This window comes from Kordiimonas sediminis, assembly GCF_014656395.1.
Classification (GTDB): Bacteria; Pseudomonadota; Alphaproteobacteria; order Sphingomonadales; family Kordiimonadaceae; genus Kordiimonas_A; species Kordiimonas_A sediminis.
The window spans coordinates 1,130,297-1,144,455 of record NZ_BNCI01000001.1 but is presented as its reverse complement, the minus strand read 5'-3'; the positions used below and the strand labels follow the sequence as shown (position 1 = coordinate 1,144,455).

Genomic DNA, 14,159 nt, shown 5'->3' with positions numbered 1-14,159 from the left:
ACTGACCCGCTGCACTCTTTATAGAGTAGTGACAGATCCAACCCTGAACTTCTAATCGGGAAACAAAAAAGCCTCCACAAAATGGAGGCTTTCTTCCCTGGTCGTTCTTTCCGTTTCTTCCTTCACCGCTCTGTCTGTGTCGAATAGGTCATCCCATGCTGTCGGTGTGTTATTCTCACCGACAACTTCCAGAGACCCCTTGGGTTCTGTTTCAATCTTGTAGACCTGAAACACCAGTAGGTGTCCTTCGACAACCACGCGCGTGGACAGGCCAGACATAATCAGATTTGGTGCTTCCATGCATTTATGGCGGCAATCAAGATCGCCGCCATCCTCATTTGGTGGATTTATTGAGGCCTGACCCTACTTGCGTTTCCCGTCAAATTACTTTCAGCACCGCTTTCCAAGTCATACACGATGATATCATTCCAGTCCCTCTCAGGTGACGGTATACGGTTGAAAATAATTTTCTTGCTGCTTGGGTGCCAGGAAGGGCGCAAATCGGCTACCTGGTTTTCGGTCAATTGGGTCAAATTGCTATTGGCAAGGTCCATCATGTAGATTTCGGTATCGGAAATATTGCCGGGTCCATAGGCAAAAAGAAGCGCGCCGCTATCACTTCTAACTGAGAGGCCGTCGAGAATTTGCCCCTCATTCTCATCAAACTCGACAAGCAAGGTCAAATCACGATGCTTCATGTCAAAACGATAAATCTGATGGTCATTTGGCGAATAGAATATACTGGTTCCATCCGGCGAAATAACAGCCTCCTTGATACCTGTATGTGGAAGCGGAATTTCCCTGTGATCGCCAGAAGATAGATCCAGTATAAACAAATGGGATGTTTCTCTATCTCGCAAACTGGCACGTCGTATGTAACTCAACTGCTGACCATTTGCTGAGCGGGTTGGAAACAGCACCCATTCACCCTGTTCTGGAGCTGCTTCAGTCAAAGCAGTGTATTGTCCGGTTACTTGATCAAACTCATATAAGTTGGAACCGCCAAAAGGCTCTCCTGCGTCTCTTTCAGAGATAAGGTAAAGTTTCGTTTTTCCACAGTTCTCAGGCGTGCAGGCAGCAGGCGCAAGCCACCAGTTTCTGGAGCTTCTGTCGGATAATATTTTTCGATCTGTTCCCTTTGAGGTCATTCGCATCGTCACAGAAGGCAACTTGTGAACCAGCTCCGGATCTTTATCCCTGTAACTATAAAAATAGATGAAATTCCCATCATCGGACCAACGAGGGGCTATTTCATCTCTATTGACTTTGGTGTCACCTTCTCCAACAGTGGCCATTGTAGCCCGCCCCTCAAAGAGACAGATTAAAATGAGGAATATACGGATACTGCGCATAATTAATTCTCCCGCGTTCAGTCATGTTTGCGCTAGCAGAATAGCTTCAAACATTTGCGGGTCAGGTGAAATCAGGTGAAGATGAGTGAAGGAACGAACGATACGCCAAGGGGTAGAGTGCTGAAGGTCTTAGACCTTCGCATCGATCTCGGCAATCGCGAGGTTTTTAAGCAGGGACTGAAGTTGGATCTTCCAGATCTTACGTTTGCATTGCTTGACGCACTTTGTTGCAGCCAAAAAAGTGTCTTGTCTCAAACTGAGTTGGAGGAACTTCTCTGGCCGGGACAAGTGGTCGGCCCAGACGTTTTAAAACAACGTATCAGGTTGTTGCGGAAGGCTCTCGGTCCCTCACCGGATGGAAGTGGTTATATTGTTAACCACAGAGGCAAGGGATATCGTCTTGCCATACCAGCCCAGCCAGCTCACTCGCAGGCTCAAGGCTCTTATTTGCAGAGGTTTTGGTATTTTGGCGTAGCTTTTGCTGCAGTCCTTGTATTGGCAATCATTGTGCTATTGGAAGTCAACAGACCCGAAAGTCTGCTTGTTCGTGTTGAGCCAATGGAGCGGTCAGATACACTTGGACCTGTAAGTAAGAGTTTTGTAGATGGCCTCTCACTTGAACTTGCTACAAAGATTGCGTCGCTACCAAAACTTCGGGCAATCGGTCCGATAGACCTGAGCAATGATAAAGATGTTGATGTTGTTCTAAGGGGTCAGCTTGCCAAAGGCTCAGACAGACTGCATCTCGTCGTATCGCTATCCGACTGGAAGACAGGCGAGATAGTATGGGGGCAGACCTATGACCGCCCATTTGAGGAGGTTTTTGAGGTTCAACGAGATATCGCATTGCATATCTCGTTCATGTTGTTTGACCAGGTTGATCCTGAAGCTTCGGAAAGACTGAAACAGGGACCGACAAAGAATTATCAGGCGTACGCACTCTTCGTCCAAGCGCTCGGCTCGAAGGATCGTGACAAGGCGCTTGCGCTTGAATATGTATCGGCGGCTTTGATTCACGACCCAAGCTTTGAAGCAGCAATAAAGCTAAAAAGAGTTCTTGAGGGAGGTAGCTGACCCGCTGCACTCTTTACAGAGTAGTGACAGATCCAACCCTGAACTTCTAATCGGGAAACAAAAAAGCCTCCACAAAATGGAGGCTTTTTTAAATGGTGCCCGGGGGCGGATTTGAACCACCGACACGCGGATTTTCAATCCGCTGCTCTACCCCTGAGCTACCCGGGCTCACCAATCTTAGAATCGCACAACAAGCGGGGTAGTGCCGTGGTGCGCACGCGCTTTTAGCCAATATACGCGGTCCTTGCAAGCCCTCTTTTTGAGAATCTGTGAAATAATTCCACAGCCTGACTTTGGGGCCCGTAAATCCAGCGGTAAAGCCCTGATCAGGCTTCTCTGTCGCCCGGATCAATTCCTTCGACCGGGGCATTGCCCGGCAGGACATATTCTTCATTCAACCATTTACCCAAATCCAGATCTGCACAGCGTTTTGAGCAAAACGGACGGTATTTCGGATCAACTGGTTTGTCACACTGGGGACATTTTGCGGGGGCCGCGTGGTCGGTCACTGACTTGTCTCCGATTAGTTGGTTTTAAGATAAACGTCTGAACCCTGCCCGGCCTGTATCTCGAGCTGCCGACTGGTCTTGGTCTTCAGGGCCTCCACATAGGTGTCCAAACGCGCAAGCTCAGATATCACTGCGTCCGGTGCCTGCAGAATAAGCGTGCCTGGCTGGCCACTGCGCCCAACCCGGAGCGCACGATCAAGCAGGGTCAAGGCTTCTTCGCGCGGGTTCACCACTGGCTTGCGTGCACGCTGCATTCTGTCGCGCAGGCTAATGCCCTTGCGCTTGCGCGTAAATTCCACAAGCCCGAAGTTAGAGATACCCGAATGCCGTACCGGTACAGGATCATCCCGCAAAGCATCATCAAGGGTTGCCATCAGTTCAGCTGCAGCCCCTTTGCCTGACATATCAATAAAGTCAGCCACAATCAGGCCGCCAATATCCTGAAACCGGAGATGATAGGCAATTGCCATCGCTGCTTCGAGATTAACAGTGATTTTTGCCTCGGCCGCAGAGCGCCCCTTCAGTGCCCCGCCCATATTCACATCCACCACAGTCAGCGCGGGGGTCGGCGTAATGGATATCCAGCCGCCACAGGGCAGTTCAATCCGATCAGACAGAGCTTCGTCAATCGCTTCGGTCACGCCGTAAAATTCGAAAAGTCCCTCGGTTTCCTTGCCCGCTTTAATACGGTCCGCAAGATCAGGATACGAGGTCCGCGCTATCTTCTGTGCGGCCAGTGTTTCTTCCACACCGTCAATCAGAATATCTGCGCTGCTTGTGTTCATCGCCATCAGGCAGGCCGTAGCCGGGGACGGCGCATACACAAGGCCTGGCGCACTTTTCGCGGGTGCTGCAAGTGCTTGCGCAAATGTTTCAGCTTCCCTGACAACTGCCTCTGCACCCACCAGGCTGGCACGGGTCCGCACAATAACGGCATGATGCGCACTGACAGCCTCGAGGCCGCTTTTCAACGTGCCAATCACATGGGGTTTCAAGTCTTTGGAAAAATTCAGACGTGCACCGTGTTCCAGCGTCACATACCGTCCCGCAAGCCGGGGCCGCGGCGTAACAGACAGCGCTTTACCCTCAGCCGCAGCAGGTTCGGCAATTACCTGTACGCGGATCATCTGACCAATCTGCAGACAGTCCTGAATACGGTCGACGCGCTTATCAGCGATTTGTTTGGCACGCTGCAGGTTCATCACCCCGTCAAAACCGCCCAAGTCCAGAAACGCCAGATCAGACGCCGCATCAAATGCGGTTACACGTGCATCAAACAGGGCGTCCACAGGATGATACTGCGGGTCATCGAAAAACTGCAAAGATACAGGAAAACCTTCGTCGTCAATCTCTGCAGCGCGCCATCCTCCAAATCGGGGCTCAATAACGGTTAGAAAATCGGTCATGCCGTGTGTCTCCAGTGTGCCTCAAGCCAGTGCCCCACTTCAAAAAGCGGCAGCCCAACGACACTTGAATACGACCCGGACAGAAACCGCACAAATGTTGCCGCAGGGCCCTGTATTGCATACCCGCCTGCTTTACCGTGCCAGTCACCGTCCGCCAGATACTGCTTCATCTCAGACGCGCTTAACCGTTTGAAGGTTACACTGGTGGAGACAGATTTGGTATGCTGTACTCCATCTTTTGTAACAATTGATATGCCAGAGATAACCCGGTGTTTGCGACCAGACAGCAAAGAAAGACAGCGCCGGGCTGTCGCTTCATCTTCTGCTTTTGGCAGGATTCTGTGACCGCAGGCAACGACCGTATCTGCGGCCAGGATAAGACTGCCTGCATGCCGGGTGGCGACAAGCGCAGCCTTTTCCTGCGCGATACGTTCCGCATACTCTTTGGGGCGTTCCCCCGCGCGCGGTGTTTCATCAATATCCGCGGGATCAATTGCATTCGGCACAACACCAATCTGCGCGAGCAAGTCACGGCGACGGGGCGATGCAGATGCAAGAATAAGAGGGATCGTCATAGGGCCTCCCGCAGGTCGCAAATGTTAGGAAACAAGGTGTGCAACCCGGTCAGGCAGCTTACTTGAAGCGGTAGGTGATACGACCTTTAGTCAGGTCATATGGCGTCAGTTCAACAAGAACATCATCGCCTGCCAGAACTCTAATCCGGTTTTTGCGCATTTTTCCTGCAGTATGACCAAGGATCTCATGATCATTTTCCAGTTTCACGCGGAACATAGCATTTGGTAGCAGTTCAGTTACCGTACCACGCATTTCCAATACTTCTTCCTTTGCCATTCTTGCTCCTTTTAATTATGGCAACCTTTGAAACTTCTCTGCAAGGCAGGGAAATTTTGCGCCTATCAATGGCTCTATTGGCGCCAAAATGCAACAGTTTTGGCCGAATTCACTGATATTATAGCATAAAAACCCGATAAACCGGGCGTCGCTGTGATCATTGGGCAACGCCTGAACTGCAGATGCGCCCCCGAATTTTAAATTTTTCACCGGAACGAATGGCCGAGAAACATCACGGAAAAACGAGACTTGCCCCTTTAAGTATTGGCAAAAGCGTCAGCAATCCGGCATTCAAGCCGATCCCGGACAAGGCGATAACTATCCAGAACCTGATTACGATTACCTTCTGCCTCCGCCGGGTCAGGCGTAAGCCAATAGTCAACCCGAATGTCCTTATCAGCGACCAGTTCCTGAATTTTATCCCGCGACTCGGGCGTCAGGGCGACAATCATGTCAAAGTCATCAATACGGATATCCTGCAGCGTTTTGGCTTCATGATCAGAGATATCGATATTGAGCTCCTGCATCGCTGCAACGGAAAAACCATCCAGGGTGCCAGCAACCAATCCTGCACTATCAACAAAAACCCGGCGCTTGAAAAATCTGGTTGCCAAAGCCTCTGCCATCGGGCTTCGGACTGCATTCTGATTACAGGCAAATAAAATGCTGCGCAGCTTTTTCGGTTCAGTCGCCCCCATTAGATTGGCCCCCGACCTTCTTTAAGATGCAGCACACAAACAAGTGTAAACAGCCGGCGTGCGGTCTGGTGATCAACCTTCACTTTACCGTCAAGGCGCTCGGCCAGCAGTTCGCTACCTTCATTATGAATACCCCGCCTACCCATATCAATGGCTTCGATCTGCGAGGGACTAGCCGTTTTAATCGCTTCATAATAGCTATCGCAAATGGCAAAATATTCGCGAATAATCCGGCGAAATGGGGACATGGCTAGCCGAAAGGACATAAGCTCAACACCGTCTTTCGACCGGATATCAAACATCAAACGGCCTTCAATGGTTCCAAGCGTCAGCTTATAAGGCCCCGGATAATCCGGATCGGAAGACTTCACCAGTTGAAAACTATTTTCCTCCAGCAGGTCATAGATAGCGACACGTCTTTCATGATCAACCTCGGCGCTCCAGCGCACAATGGTCGATTCGTCTAGCGATACATCTATCAGCCTGTAATCCGTCATGGAGTTATGATTGCCTGTCCTTCAGTCGAATGGCAACTGAAAGTGCGTGAGCATCCAGATTTTCCTTGTGCGCAAGAGTCACTGCAGCTGGCCCGATCTTTTCGAGCGACTGCGCCGTACACTCAACGAAACTGGTACGTTTCATAAAGTCATAAACGCTTAGGCCACTGGAAAAACGTGCTGACCGCGCGGTTGGTAACACGTGGTTTGGACCCGCCACATAATCGCCAATCGCCTCTGGTGTATAACGCCCCATAAAGACCGCACCGGCATGTTTGATCATGCTCATCAAACTTTCAGGGTCTTCGATCGCCAGTTCCAGATGCTCCGGTGCCAACCGGTCAATCAGGGATACAGCATCCAAAAGCGTGGGGACGACAATAACCGCACCGAAATCTGCCCAGCTTTTGCCTGCAATGTCGGCCTTGGGCAGAGTTTGCAAGTGCACATCAACCGCCTTGACCACAGCATCCGCAAAATCCTGACAGTCTGTAATTAATATGCTTTGCGCCGCTGTGTCATGCTCCGCTTGCGACAGAAGGTCAGCTGCGATCCAGGCGGGATCATTCTTATTATCCGCGACCACAAGAATCTCTGACGGGCCAGCAATGGTATCAATACCAACACGACCAAAGACCTGTCGTTTCGCCTCTGCAACGAATGCATTACCGGGTCCAACGATCTTGTCTACACCGCAAATAGTCTCTGTACCGTACGCAAGGGCTGCAACTGCCTGTGCGCCACCAATTCTATATATTTCAGTGACACCGGCAATACGGGCAGCGAGCAGGACAAGCGGGCTTAACACACCGTCCGGTGTTGGTACGGTCATCACGATACGGTCTACGCCCGCAACCTTCGCCGGGATAGCATTCATCAATACGCTGGACGGATAGCTTGCAAGCCCACCCGGCACATACAGTCCGGCCGCGTCAACGGGCGACCAGCGTTGCCCAAGGCGAACACCCGCTTCGTCTGTATAATCCAGCTCTTCCGGTGTCTGACGTGCGTGAAAGGCCTGTATCCGGTCCGCAGCAAACTGTAGCGCGGCCGCCGTGTCCGCATCCACTTCGGCACAGGCTGCATCCACTTCGGCGGAAGATATTGCAAGCCCCGCACCGTGTGCGTCAAACCTGTCGAACTTTGACGTATAATCATACAGCGCCTCATCACCGCGGGCAGTTACATCCCTGATAATGCCTGCAACTGTTTCCCGAACGTCCTGATCAGTTTCCCGTTTGGCATGCAACAGTGCCGTGAAAGCGGCTTCAAAACCATCAGCCCCAAAGGTCAAAAAACTAGGCATCTTTCAGCGCCTCTTTAAAGCGGTCGATCCAATAATTAATTTCTTTCGGCCGTGTTTTGAATGCAGGACGACTGATCACAAGGCGCGAGGTAATATCCGTCAGAACCTCTACTTCCTTCAGGTTATTCGCCTTCAACGTGCTGCCGGTGGACACCAAATCCACAATCCGGTTACACAGCCCGAGGGACGGCGCCAGTTCCATTGCGCCATTCAGCTTGATACATTCTGCCTGTACCCCGCGCGATGCATAATAGCAGCGGGTCAGGTTCGGGTATTTGGTCGCAACCCTGATGTGGGACCATTCTTTTGGGTCCACCTCATCCGCATCAACCGGCATCGCCAGCGACAAACGACAATGACCAATATTCAGATCAAGCGGTGCATACAGGTCATCATATCCAAATTCCTGCAATACATCGTTACCGACCACACCAATTTGCGCGGCCCCGAATGCAACGAAGGTAGCGGCATCAAACGCCCGCACACGAATAATCGTCAGGTTATCAATATTGGTCTTAAATTCGAGCTGTCTGGACTTGGGGTCATCAAACGCTGCTTCGGGGATAATGCCTGCCTTGTTCACCAGCGGCATAACCTCTCCCAGAATACGACCCTTGGGCAAGGCCAGAACCAGTTTCTCACTCATCTGCATCGGACACGGATCCTATGAATGTTTCGGTTTTCCAAGTGCGTCCCAGCTATCGCCAATATCTGTCAACAAACCATCGACACACTCTGCTTGCAGTCTGATGGCAGGTCCACCCGAAAAAGTAAAGGTGATCTCTGTTAATTCCCCATGTTTTTCCGCCACAATCGCCAGAAGTGACAAGGTATCACCAGAACCCTTTTCACCAAGATCGATATTCTTCAGTTTGGCCGCCAATATACCGTCCAGATGCAGGGCAGTGCGAACACGCTCGCCCTTCGGCTTGCGGAACCAGCGACGCTTTTCCCAGCGAAACCGGTTACCGATAAGGGCGAATCTGCGCTCTGATGGTATCCAGATGATATCAGTATCCACAATTGCTGCATCCTGCAGAAGCGCAGATGCAACAGTTAGGTCCTCTTGTGTTTGCAAGGTAAGTTTTAGCGACTCTGACATACAGTATCCAAAATTTCCAAATCAACAGGACCATATGTAGGCATTCAGACGCCCCCTGTACAGCCCCGTTGTTGTAAGGGACTTTCTACCGCCCCCTAAACGCACCTGACTATCAACGTGTGTTCCGAAAGGTGTTACCCGGGAACCCTGTCAATATCTGCGCCCAGCGCCCGCAGCTTTTCTTCAAGCCGTTCATACCCGCGGTCCAGATGGTAGAGACGGTTCACTGACGTCTCCCCTTCTGCCACCAGCCCGGCCAGCGCAAGTCCCATGCTGGCACGCAGATCAGTTGCCATCACCGGCGCTGATTTCAGGCCGCCAACACCGCGAATAGTGGCACTGGATCCAGTGACGGTGATATCCGCCCCAAGACGACACAGCTCCGGCACATGCATAAAGCGGTTTTCAAAAATGGCTTCCGTGATCACACTGGCCCCGTCTGCAATGGTGGCCAGTGCCATAAACTGCGCCTGCATATCGGTTGGAAAACCGGGGAAAGGCTGAGTTACAATATTGAACCCCTTGATTGGACCGTTCGCCGCAACACGGACACCATTTGGCTTTTCTTCAACAATGCCACCTGCCTCGGTAATCTTCGTTAGCATCGCCCGCATGTCGGCAGCTTCCGCGCCTTCCAGAATAACGTCCCCGCCTGTCATCAGGGCAGCGACTGCATAACTGCCTGCCTCAATCCGGTCAGGCATGACCTTGTGGGTGGTTCCGTGCAAGCGGTCGACACCTTCAATGGTGATAGTTTCGTGCCCTGCTCCGGTGATCTTTGCCCCCATGCTGTTCAGACACTTGGCAAGATCGATAATCTCAGGCTCCCGCGCGGCGTTTTCAATCGTTGTCGTACCCTTTGCCAGAACCGCCGCCATCAAGGCATTTTCCGTCGCCCCAACGCTGGGAACGGGGAAATTAATAAGTCCACCTGTCAAACCCGTTGGCGCACTGGCCCGGACATAGCCGTCTTCCAGATCAATGCGGGCACCCAGTGCTTCCAGCGCCAGAAGATGGAAATCAATCGGGCGGTTACCGATCGCACACCCACCAGGCAGCGAGACAATTGCCTCGCCCGCGCGCGCGACAAGTGGCCCAAGCACCAGAATAGAGGCCCGCATTTTCCGGACGATATCATAAGGGGCGACCGTGTCATTGATGCTGGCTGCATTGAACGTCATGGACCTGCCCGACAATCTGCCACCTTTACCGCCTTCGATGGTGACTGCCACCCCCAAATGGTTCAACAGGTCGGTCAGGGTATTGATATCAGCAAGCCGCGGCAGATTGGTCAATGTCACCGGATCAGCCGTCAAAAGCGGTGTACACATAAGCGGCAAGGCCGCATTTTTTGCACCACTGACAGGTACGGTTCCAGACAGCTTTTTACCGCCGCGAATGACCAGTTTTTCCATTAATTCGTCCTAACACTTAACTTTTCAGTGTGCATACGGGAATCCCGTGCACGCCGTATTTACCATCTGCCCATTGGGTACCGCTGGAAAACGGCTGCAATAGGGCCACAGCGTGCCAAAATTTCGCCCACTCAGCTCGTAGCCTTAGTCTATACTTTCGGCAAGGTTACGCCCGTCTGACCCATATATTTACCGCTGCGGCTGTTATAAGGGGTTTCACAAGGCTCATTGCCCTGGAAGAACAGGAACTGACAAGCCCCTTCATTCGCGTAAATCTTCGCAGGCAGTGGTGTTGTGTTGGAAAATTCAAGCGTGACATGCCCTTCCCAGCCCGGCTCCAGTGGTGTCACATTCACTATAATGCCGCACCGTGCGTAGGTCGATTTACCAAGGCAGATAACCAGAACATCTTCTGGAATTCGGAAATATTCCACGGTGCGGGCAAGCGCGAAGCTGTTTGGCGGAATGATGCAGACATCCGTATCCCGATCAACAAAACTTTTCGTGGAGAAGTTTTTCGGGTCCACAATCGCGCTGTCTACGTTGGTGAAAATCTTGAACTCTGGTGCCACGCGAGCGTCATAGCCATAAGAAGATAAGCCGTAGGAAATATTATCCCCGCGCACCTGACCGTCTACAAATGGCTCAATCATGCCATTTTCCTGTGACTGTGTGCGTATCCACTTATCGGACATGATAGACATGCGGGCCCTCCCCTTGGAAATTTATTACCTGTATGAAGCCGGTTTTAAGCCAATATCCTCTTATCGGCAAGTTTAGATTAGGGCGCACGGCGCACGATTCTGCTTTCCTGATATTTCGTGGTAAACTGTCTCTGTTCGGAGTAGCCAATCACCTGAGGGGGCTAAAGAGCAATGACACTGAAAATTATCGGGGCGGGCTTCGGCCGCACGGGGACCATGTCCATGAAACTGGCACTGGAACAGCTTGGCTTTGGCCCCTGCCACCATATGGAAGAAGTCCTGCAAAACCGGGAGAAGCACCTGCCTCTCTGGCATGACGCCGCATTCGGCAAACCGGTTGACTGGAACAAGGCCTATGCCGGGTACCGTTCTGCTGTCGACTGGCCAACCGCCGCCTACTGGCCCACCCTTGCAGACCATTTCCCTGACGCCAAAATCCTATTGACCACCCGCAGTGCGGAGAGCTGGGTCAAAAGCATCAAGGCGACCATATTCCAAACACTGGAGAACCCACCACCAAATCCTGACCCCTACGACATAATGTTTGGCGCCATGATTGAAAAAATGATCAAGGAGACAACCTTCGGTGGGGACATTACGAACGATGACCACCTGATGCAGGTGTTCAATGCGAACGTTGCCGCTGTTCAAGCATCTTTCCCAGGTGACAGGCTTCTCGTTTATACAATTGGTGACGGGTGGGAGCCTTTGTGTGCCTGGCTAGGCGTCCCGGTGCCCGATACGCCCTATCCGCGCACCAATAACAAGGAAGAGTTCTTTACGCTTTTAGAAGAACTGGCGCAGAAAAATCATCAGCCCGGAGACAGCCCCCCAAACACGTGACATGGGCGGCAAAGACATAGCTTTAGTATAATCTCAAAGGGGTTTGCCGATCTGGCTTAAGTAGAGCTGACTAAAGTAGGTCTGGCTAAAGATCGTCTTCGCCCGTGTCCTTACGGTCCCTGGCCTGGCTTTTACGGCGGCGCAGGTTTGCACGCAGAGCCTCTGCCAGACGCGCCTGCTTGTCTGCGTCTTTCAGGCGTTCTTTCTGCTTTTTGCCAGTGCCTTCGGGGGCTTTGTTTTCTTGATCTGTCATAATGTGCCAAGCTATAAGCGACTGAATCCCAAAATCAAGAACAAAAAGTCGCGTGAAAAGACTCTTTTAAGCTTGATTCAAAGCGGCCAGTATGGCAACTAGCCTGCCGTGACGTTCGCCGTCATCCCGCTTTTCAGCGTGCTGCCGTAGCTCAGGGGTAGAGCACTCCCTTGGTAAGGGAGAGGTCGGAAGTTCAAATCTTCTCGGCAGCACCATTTCCTCAAACTATCTTGAAGCAAACAAACGGTCCTGTATAGCAAGCAGGCTGTTATCCGGTATTGTGTTCCAGCGCCAATATACCTATCGTTGACAGGCATTTTTTCGACACCAATCAAGAGAGACTATTTATGATCAAATTTGTTAAAACGGCATGTGTGATCGCCGCTGCCTTTTCCCTGTCTGCCTGCGGCAGTAACGACGAAGACGTTCTTGCGGACTATATCGCAGAAAAAGACAGCAAATACGCAGCAGAAGCTGACTGCATTGCAGAGGCACTTACGGCAGAAGTTGGTGAAAACCAGATGAAAGAATGGGCAGAGAAAATCGAGAAAGACGGCAAGCTTAGCGCGCTTGACCTAACTTTCATGAAAAACCTGCCAGAGGCCGCGAAAGTGTGCCTGAAGGACTAAGTCATTCTCCAATGACGTAACAGTTCAAGGCCGGGAAGATGCCTGCTGGTATAGTGCGCTTCCCGGCTTTTAGTATACTGAACCCCTTTAAAAACAGCTCTTCTTAGTACCCCTGTCTCAGCAACGCTAGGACGCCCCCTGCCTATTACCGATCTTCACTGAAACGTCCACAGACCCAGCCACCATGTGGCAACCGCGCCGACCATACCAAGACCAATCACGATACGGATTACCGGGTTTGCATGAAGACCGGGCACAGCAACCGACCGCGCCGGATTATCAGGGTCCCAGCTAACTTTATGCAGCGGTTCTGCCTGAATTTTGGCGATCAGTCTGTCTATTTGCTGTTCGGTGTAATAGGCACCCGCCGCAAGATCATACCGATCACACGTATAGTCGCGCCCCAGTGCTGCATACTGATAGGTGATATCAAGCTCGAACATTCGGCGACTTTTACCGACACCGCCCCGTTTACCGATATGGGATAGCGTCGCGACAGACGCTGGCCAGCGGCGTGATCTGACCCCCTCCAGACTGTGATGAAGCCCAGACCAGACGATGAAAAGACCAAGAATAAAAAGCCCCAAGGCCGCCATGGTGATAAAGGTCTCTGACCGGGTAAAAACCGCAACCGGAATGATAAGTGCCGTCACCGTCAGAAAAAGTGTGGACGAAGGATGCTGGCCCATCGCCACCCTGTGTAGCAAACTTAATGTTTTATCCGGCACTATCCTACCCTCTCGGTGTAATTCTTATGAGACGAATTCGGCTTTATCACCCCAATGCACCGAAAATGCTTCACACTTTCTTTTTATTTCCTCAGTAGGGTTCACAATAAAGAATGTTCGTGAACTGTATGCCCGCCATCTCAGGGCAACCACATTACCTCCCAAGGCATTCATCCAATATTCAATCTCCTTAGCGTGACCTCCCTTAAAGCGGCTATTATGATGATAAATAACGGCAACGCGACCCTCAGCTAGTCGAAGTGCCTCACTGATTGGAAGTCTTTTCCATGATTTACTACCCCCATATGAAAAGCGCTCATCAAGGCACAGCCCATTATCCGGATCAGCAAATACAATATTAGCATCGCTTACCTTCTTTAAAACTCCATCGAACCAATTCTTACGCCAGCTTTGTCTGTCTTTTATTGATGTTGAAGAATTTTTCAGCAATTCTGAATGAAAGACAACATTTGTAAAAATGCCTCTTTCCGAGACTTCTTTAACAGAGCGTTTTCCAGACACTACAATCTGCTTCAATTCATCAAAAAGGGGCGCATCCATATAACGCCATTTCTTAGGTTGCTGATAAAATGTAATATGTTTTCCATCAGCGTTATGCTGCTCATCAGGAAATAAATACCAAGCAATTCCTAACTTTCTAGACCCTTGTATGGCCCTTAATAATCCATACTTCGCATAATCCCCGATATCTCCAATATATCTATCCTGCATCGACCCCCTCCGAACACAAAATTTTACCAGATTGAACAATCATTCTTAATTTTTTAACA

At 51.1% G+C, this 14,159-nt stretch carries 19 protein-coding genes and 2 tRNA genes; 4 read left to right on the top strand and 17 right to left on the bottom strand.

The window, feature by feature from the left end; all coding sequences use genetic code 11:
- Positions 1-51 precede the first annotated feature (51 nt).
- On the bottom strand, positions 52-300 hold the full coding sequence (locus IE181_RS05135) for a hypothetical protein (protein WP_191250478.1): 249 nt from the start codon (positions 298-300) through the stop codon (positions 52-54).
- Between the two features lie 47 nt (positions 301-347).
- Positions 348-1,295, bottom strand: coding sequence for a TolB family protein (locus IE181_RS05130; protein WP_191250476.1), 948 nt, complete (start codon positions 1,293-1,295; stop codon positions 348-350).
- 138 nt (positions 1,296-1,433) lie between these two features.
- Here IE181_RS05130 and IE181_RS05125 point away from each other — a divergent pair, with 138 nt between their 5' ends.
- Positions 1,434-2,426, top strand: a complete 993-nt coding sequence (locus tag IE181_RS05125) for a winged helix-turn-helix domain-containing protein (protein ID WP_229819233.1) — start codon at positions 1,434-1,436, stop codon at positions 2,424-2,426.
- Between the two features lie 93 nt (positions 2,427-2,519).
- On the opposite strand, the gene IE181_RS05120 is transcribed toward IE181_RS05125, so the two are convergent.
- The 12 genes from IE181_RS05120 to dcd all read right to left on the bottom strand — a co-directional run bounded on the left by IE181_RS05120 (position 2,520) and on the right by dcd (position 10,915).
- Positions 2,520-2,594: transfer RNA gene (locus tag IE181_RS05120), tRNA-Phe, on the bottom strand.
- Between the two features lie 158 nt (positions 2,595-2,752).
- Positions 2,753-2,935, bottom strand: a complete 183-nt coding sequence (locus tag IE181_RS05115) for a DNA gyrase inhibitor YacG (RefSeq protein WP_191250472.1) — start codon at positions 2,933-2,935, stop codon at positions 2,753-2,755.
- Between the two features lie 14 nt (positions 2,936-2,949).
- Positions 2,950-4,341, bottom strand: a complete 1,392-nt coding sequence (locus tag IE181_RS05110; RefSeq protein ID WP_191250470.1) for a ribonuclease E/G — start codon at positions 4,339-4,341, stop codon at positions 2,950-2,952.
- Positions 4,338-4,916: a Maf family protein gene (locus tag IE181_RS05105; protein WP_191250468.1), complete on the bottom strand. Its 579-nt coding sequence runs from the start codon at positions 4,914-4,916 to the stop codon at positions 4,338-4,340. The genes IE181_RS05110 and IE181_RS05105 overlap by 4 nt, the downstream gene beginning before the upstream one ends.
- Positions 4,917-4,974: 58 nt before the next feature.
- Positions 4,975-5,193, bottom strand: a complete 219-nt coding sequence (gene infA / locus IE181_RS05100; RefSeq protein WP_191250466.1) for a translation initiation factor IF-1 — start codon at positions 5,191-5,193, stop codon at positions 4,975-4,977.
- Positions 5,194-5,450: 257 nt separating this feature from the next.
- Entirely contained in the window at positions 5,451-5,891 is a 441-nt protein-coding gene (locus IE181_RS05095) for an arsenate-mycothiol transferase ArsC (RefSeq protein WP_191250464.1), read from the bottom strand.
- Positions 5,891-6,388, bottom strand: a complete 498-nt coding sequence (locus tag IE181_RS05090) for a UPF0262 family protein (RefSeq protein WP_191250462.1) — start codon at positions 6,386-6,388, stop codon at positions 5,891-5,893. The genes IE181_RS05095 and IE181_RS05090 overlap by 1 nt, the downstream gene beginning before the upstream one ends.
- Positions 6,389-6,392: 4 nt before the next feature.
- Positions 6,393-7,694: a histidinol dehydrogenase gene (gene hisD, locus IE181_RS05085; protein ID WP_191250460.1), complete on the bottom strand. Its 1,302-nt coding sequence runs from the start codon at positions 7,692-7,694 to the stop codon at positions 6,393-6,395.
- Positions 7,687-8,346 (bottom strand): ATP phosphoribosyltransferase, encoded by a 660-nt coding sequence (gene hisG, locus IE181_RS05080; protein ID WP_191250458.1) that lies wholly within the window; start codon positions 8,344-8,346, stop codon positions 7,687-7,689. The genes hisD and hisG overlap by 8 nt, the downstream gene beginning before the upstream one ends.
- Positions 8,347-8,358: 12 nt before the next feature.
- Positions 8,359-8,796, bottom strand: a complete 438-nt coding sequence (locus IE181_RS05075; RefSeq protein ID WP_191250456.1) for a DUF2948 family protein — start codon at positions 8,794-8,796, stop codon at positions 8,359-8,361.
- Positions 8,797-8,930: 134 nt separating this feature from the next.
- On the bottom strand, positions 8,931-10,211 hold the full coding sequence (gene murA / locus IE181_RS05070; RefSeq protein WP_191250454.1) for a UDP-N-acetylglucosamine 1-carboxyvinyltransferase: 1,281 nt from the start codon (positions 10,209-10,211) through the stop codon (positions 8,931-8,933).
- 149 nt (positions 10,212-10,360) lie between these two features.
- Positions 10,361-10,915: a dCTP deaminase gene (gene dcd, locus IE181_RS05065; protein ID WP_191250452.1), complete on the bottom strand. Its 555-nt coding sequence runs from the start codon at positions 10,913-10,915 to the stop codon at positions 10,361-10,363.
- Positions 10,916-11,086: 171 nt separating this feature from the next.
- On the opposite strand from dcd, the gene IE181_RS05060 reads away from it, so the two are divergent.
- Complete coding sequence (locus tag IE181_RS05060; protein ID WP_191250450.1) at positions 11,087-11,758, top strand: sulfotransferase family protein; 672 nt, start codon at positions 11,087-11,089, stop codon at positions 11,756-11,758.
- Positions 11,759-11,843: 85 nt separating this feature from the next.
- Here the strand turns inward: IE181_RS05060 and IE181_RS05055 are convergent, their stop codons facing one another.
- A complete protein-coding gene (locus IE181_RS05055; RefSeq protein ID WP_191250448.1) occupies positions 11,844-12,011 on the bottom strand; it encodes a hypothetical protein in 168 nt (55 codons plus the stop codon).
- Positions 12,012-12,151: 140 nt separating this feature from the next.
- Between IE181_RS05055 and IE181_RS05050 the strand changes: the two genes are divergently transcribed.
- Positions 12,152-12,226: transfer RNA gene (locus IE181_RS05050), tRNA-Thr, on the top strand.
- A 132-nt stretch (positions 12,227-12,358) separates the two neighbouring features.
- Complete coding sequence (locus tag IE181_RS05045) at positions 12,359-12,640, top strand: hypothetical protein (RefSeq protein ID WP_191250447.1); 282 nt, start codon at positions 12,359-12,361, stop codon at positions 12,638-12,640.
- Positions 12,641-12,795: 155 nt separating this feature from the next.
- Here IE181_RS05045 and IE181_RS05040 read toward each other — a convergent pair whose 3' ends face one another.
- Both IE181_RS05040 and IE181_RS05035 read right to left on the bottom strand, forming a co-directional pair.
- Entirely contained in the window at positions 12,796-13,368 is a 573-nt protein-coding gene (locus IE181_RS05040) for a DUF3592 domain-containing protein (RefSeq protein WP_191250446.1), read from the bottom strand.
- A 24-nt stretch (positions 13,369-13,392) separates the two neighbouring features.
- A complete protein-coding gene (locus tag IE181_RS05035; protein ID WP_191250445.1) occupies positions 13,393-14,100 on the bottom strand; it encodes a hypothetical protein in 708 nt (235 codons plus the stop codon).
- Between the last annotated feature and the right edge of the window lie 59 nt (positions 14,101-14,159).

Bases quoted from the DNA above. Each gene is read 5' to 3' on its own strand.
- IE181_RS05135 (WP_191250478.1), bottom strand. From the start codon at position 300: ATGGAAGCACCAAATCTGATTATGTCTGGCCTGTCCACGCGCGTGGTT.
- IE181_RS05130 (WP_191250476.1), bottom strand. From the start codon at position 1,295: ATGGCCACTGTTGGAGAAGGTGACACCAAAGTCAATAGAGATGAAATA.
- IE181_RS05125 (WP_229819233.1), top strand. From the start codon at position 1,434: ATGAGTGAAGGAACGAACGATACGCCAAGGGGTAGAGTGCTGAAGGTC.
- IE181_RS05110 (WP_191250470.1), bottom strand. From the start codon at position 4,341: ATGACCGATTTTCTAACCGTTATTGAGCCCCGATTTGGAGGATGGCGC.
- IE181_RS05105 (WP_191250468.1), bottom strand. From the start codon at position 4,916: ATGACGATCCCTCTTATTCTTGCATCTGCATCGCCCCGTCGCCGTGAC.
- infA (WP_191250466.1), bottom strand. From the start codon at position 5,193: ATGGCAAAGGAAGAAGTATTGGAAATGCGTGGTACGGTAACTGAACTG.
- IE181_RS05095 (WP_191250464.1), bottom strand. From the start codon at position 5,891: ATGGGGGCGACTGAACCGAAAAAGCTGCGCAGCATTTTATTTGCCTGT.
- IE181_RS05090 (WP_191250462.1), bottom strand. From the start codon at position 6,388: ATGACGGATTACAGGCTGATAGATGTATCGCTAGACGAATCGACCATT.
- hisD (WP_191250460.1), bottom strand. From the start codon at position 7,694: ATGCCTAGTTTTTTGACCTTTGGGGCTGATGGTTTTGAAGCCGCTTTC.
- hisG (WP_191250458.1), bottom strand. From the start codon at position 8,346: ATGCAGATGAGTGAGAAACTGGTTCTGGCCTTGCCCAAGGGTCGTATT.
- IE181_RS05075 (WP_191250456.1), bottom strand. From the start codon at position 8,796: ATGTCAGAGTCGCTAAAACTTACCTTGCAAACACAAGAGGACCTAACT.
- murA (WP_191250454.1), bottom strand. From the start codon at position 10,211: ATGGAAAAACTGGTCATTCGCGGCGGTAAAAAGCTGTCTGGAACCGTA.
- dcd (WP_191250452.1), bottom strand. From the start codon at position 10,915: ATGTCTATCATGTCCGATAAGTGGATACGCACACAGTCACAGGAAAAT.
- IE181_RS05060 (WP_191250450.1), top strand. From the start codon at position 11,087: ATGACACTGAAAATTATCGGGGCGGGCTTCGGCCGCACGGGGACCATG.
- IE181_RS05055 (WP_191250448.1), bottom strand. From the start codon at position 12,011: ATGACAGATCAAGAAAACAAAGCCCCCGAAGGCACTGGCAAAAAGCAG.
- IE181_RS05045 (WP_191250447.1), top strand. From the start codon at position 12,359: ATGATCAAATTTGTTAAAACGGCATGTGTGATCGCCGCTGCCTTTTCC.
- IE181_RS05035 (WP_191250445.1), bottom strand. From the start codon at position 14,100: ATGCAGGATAGATATATTGGAGATATCGGGGATTATGCGAAGTATGGA.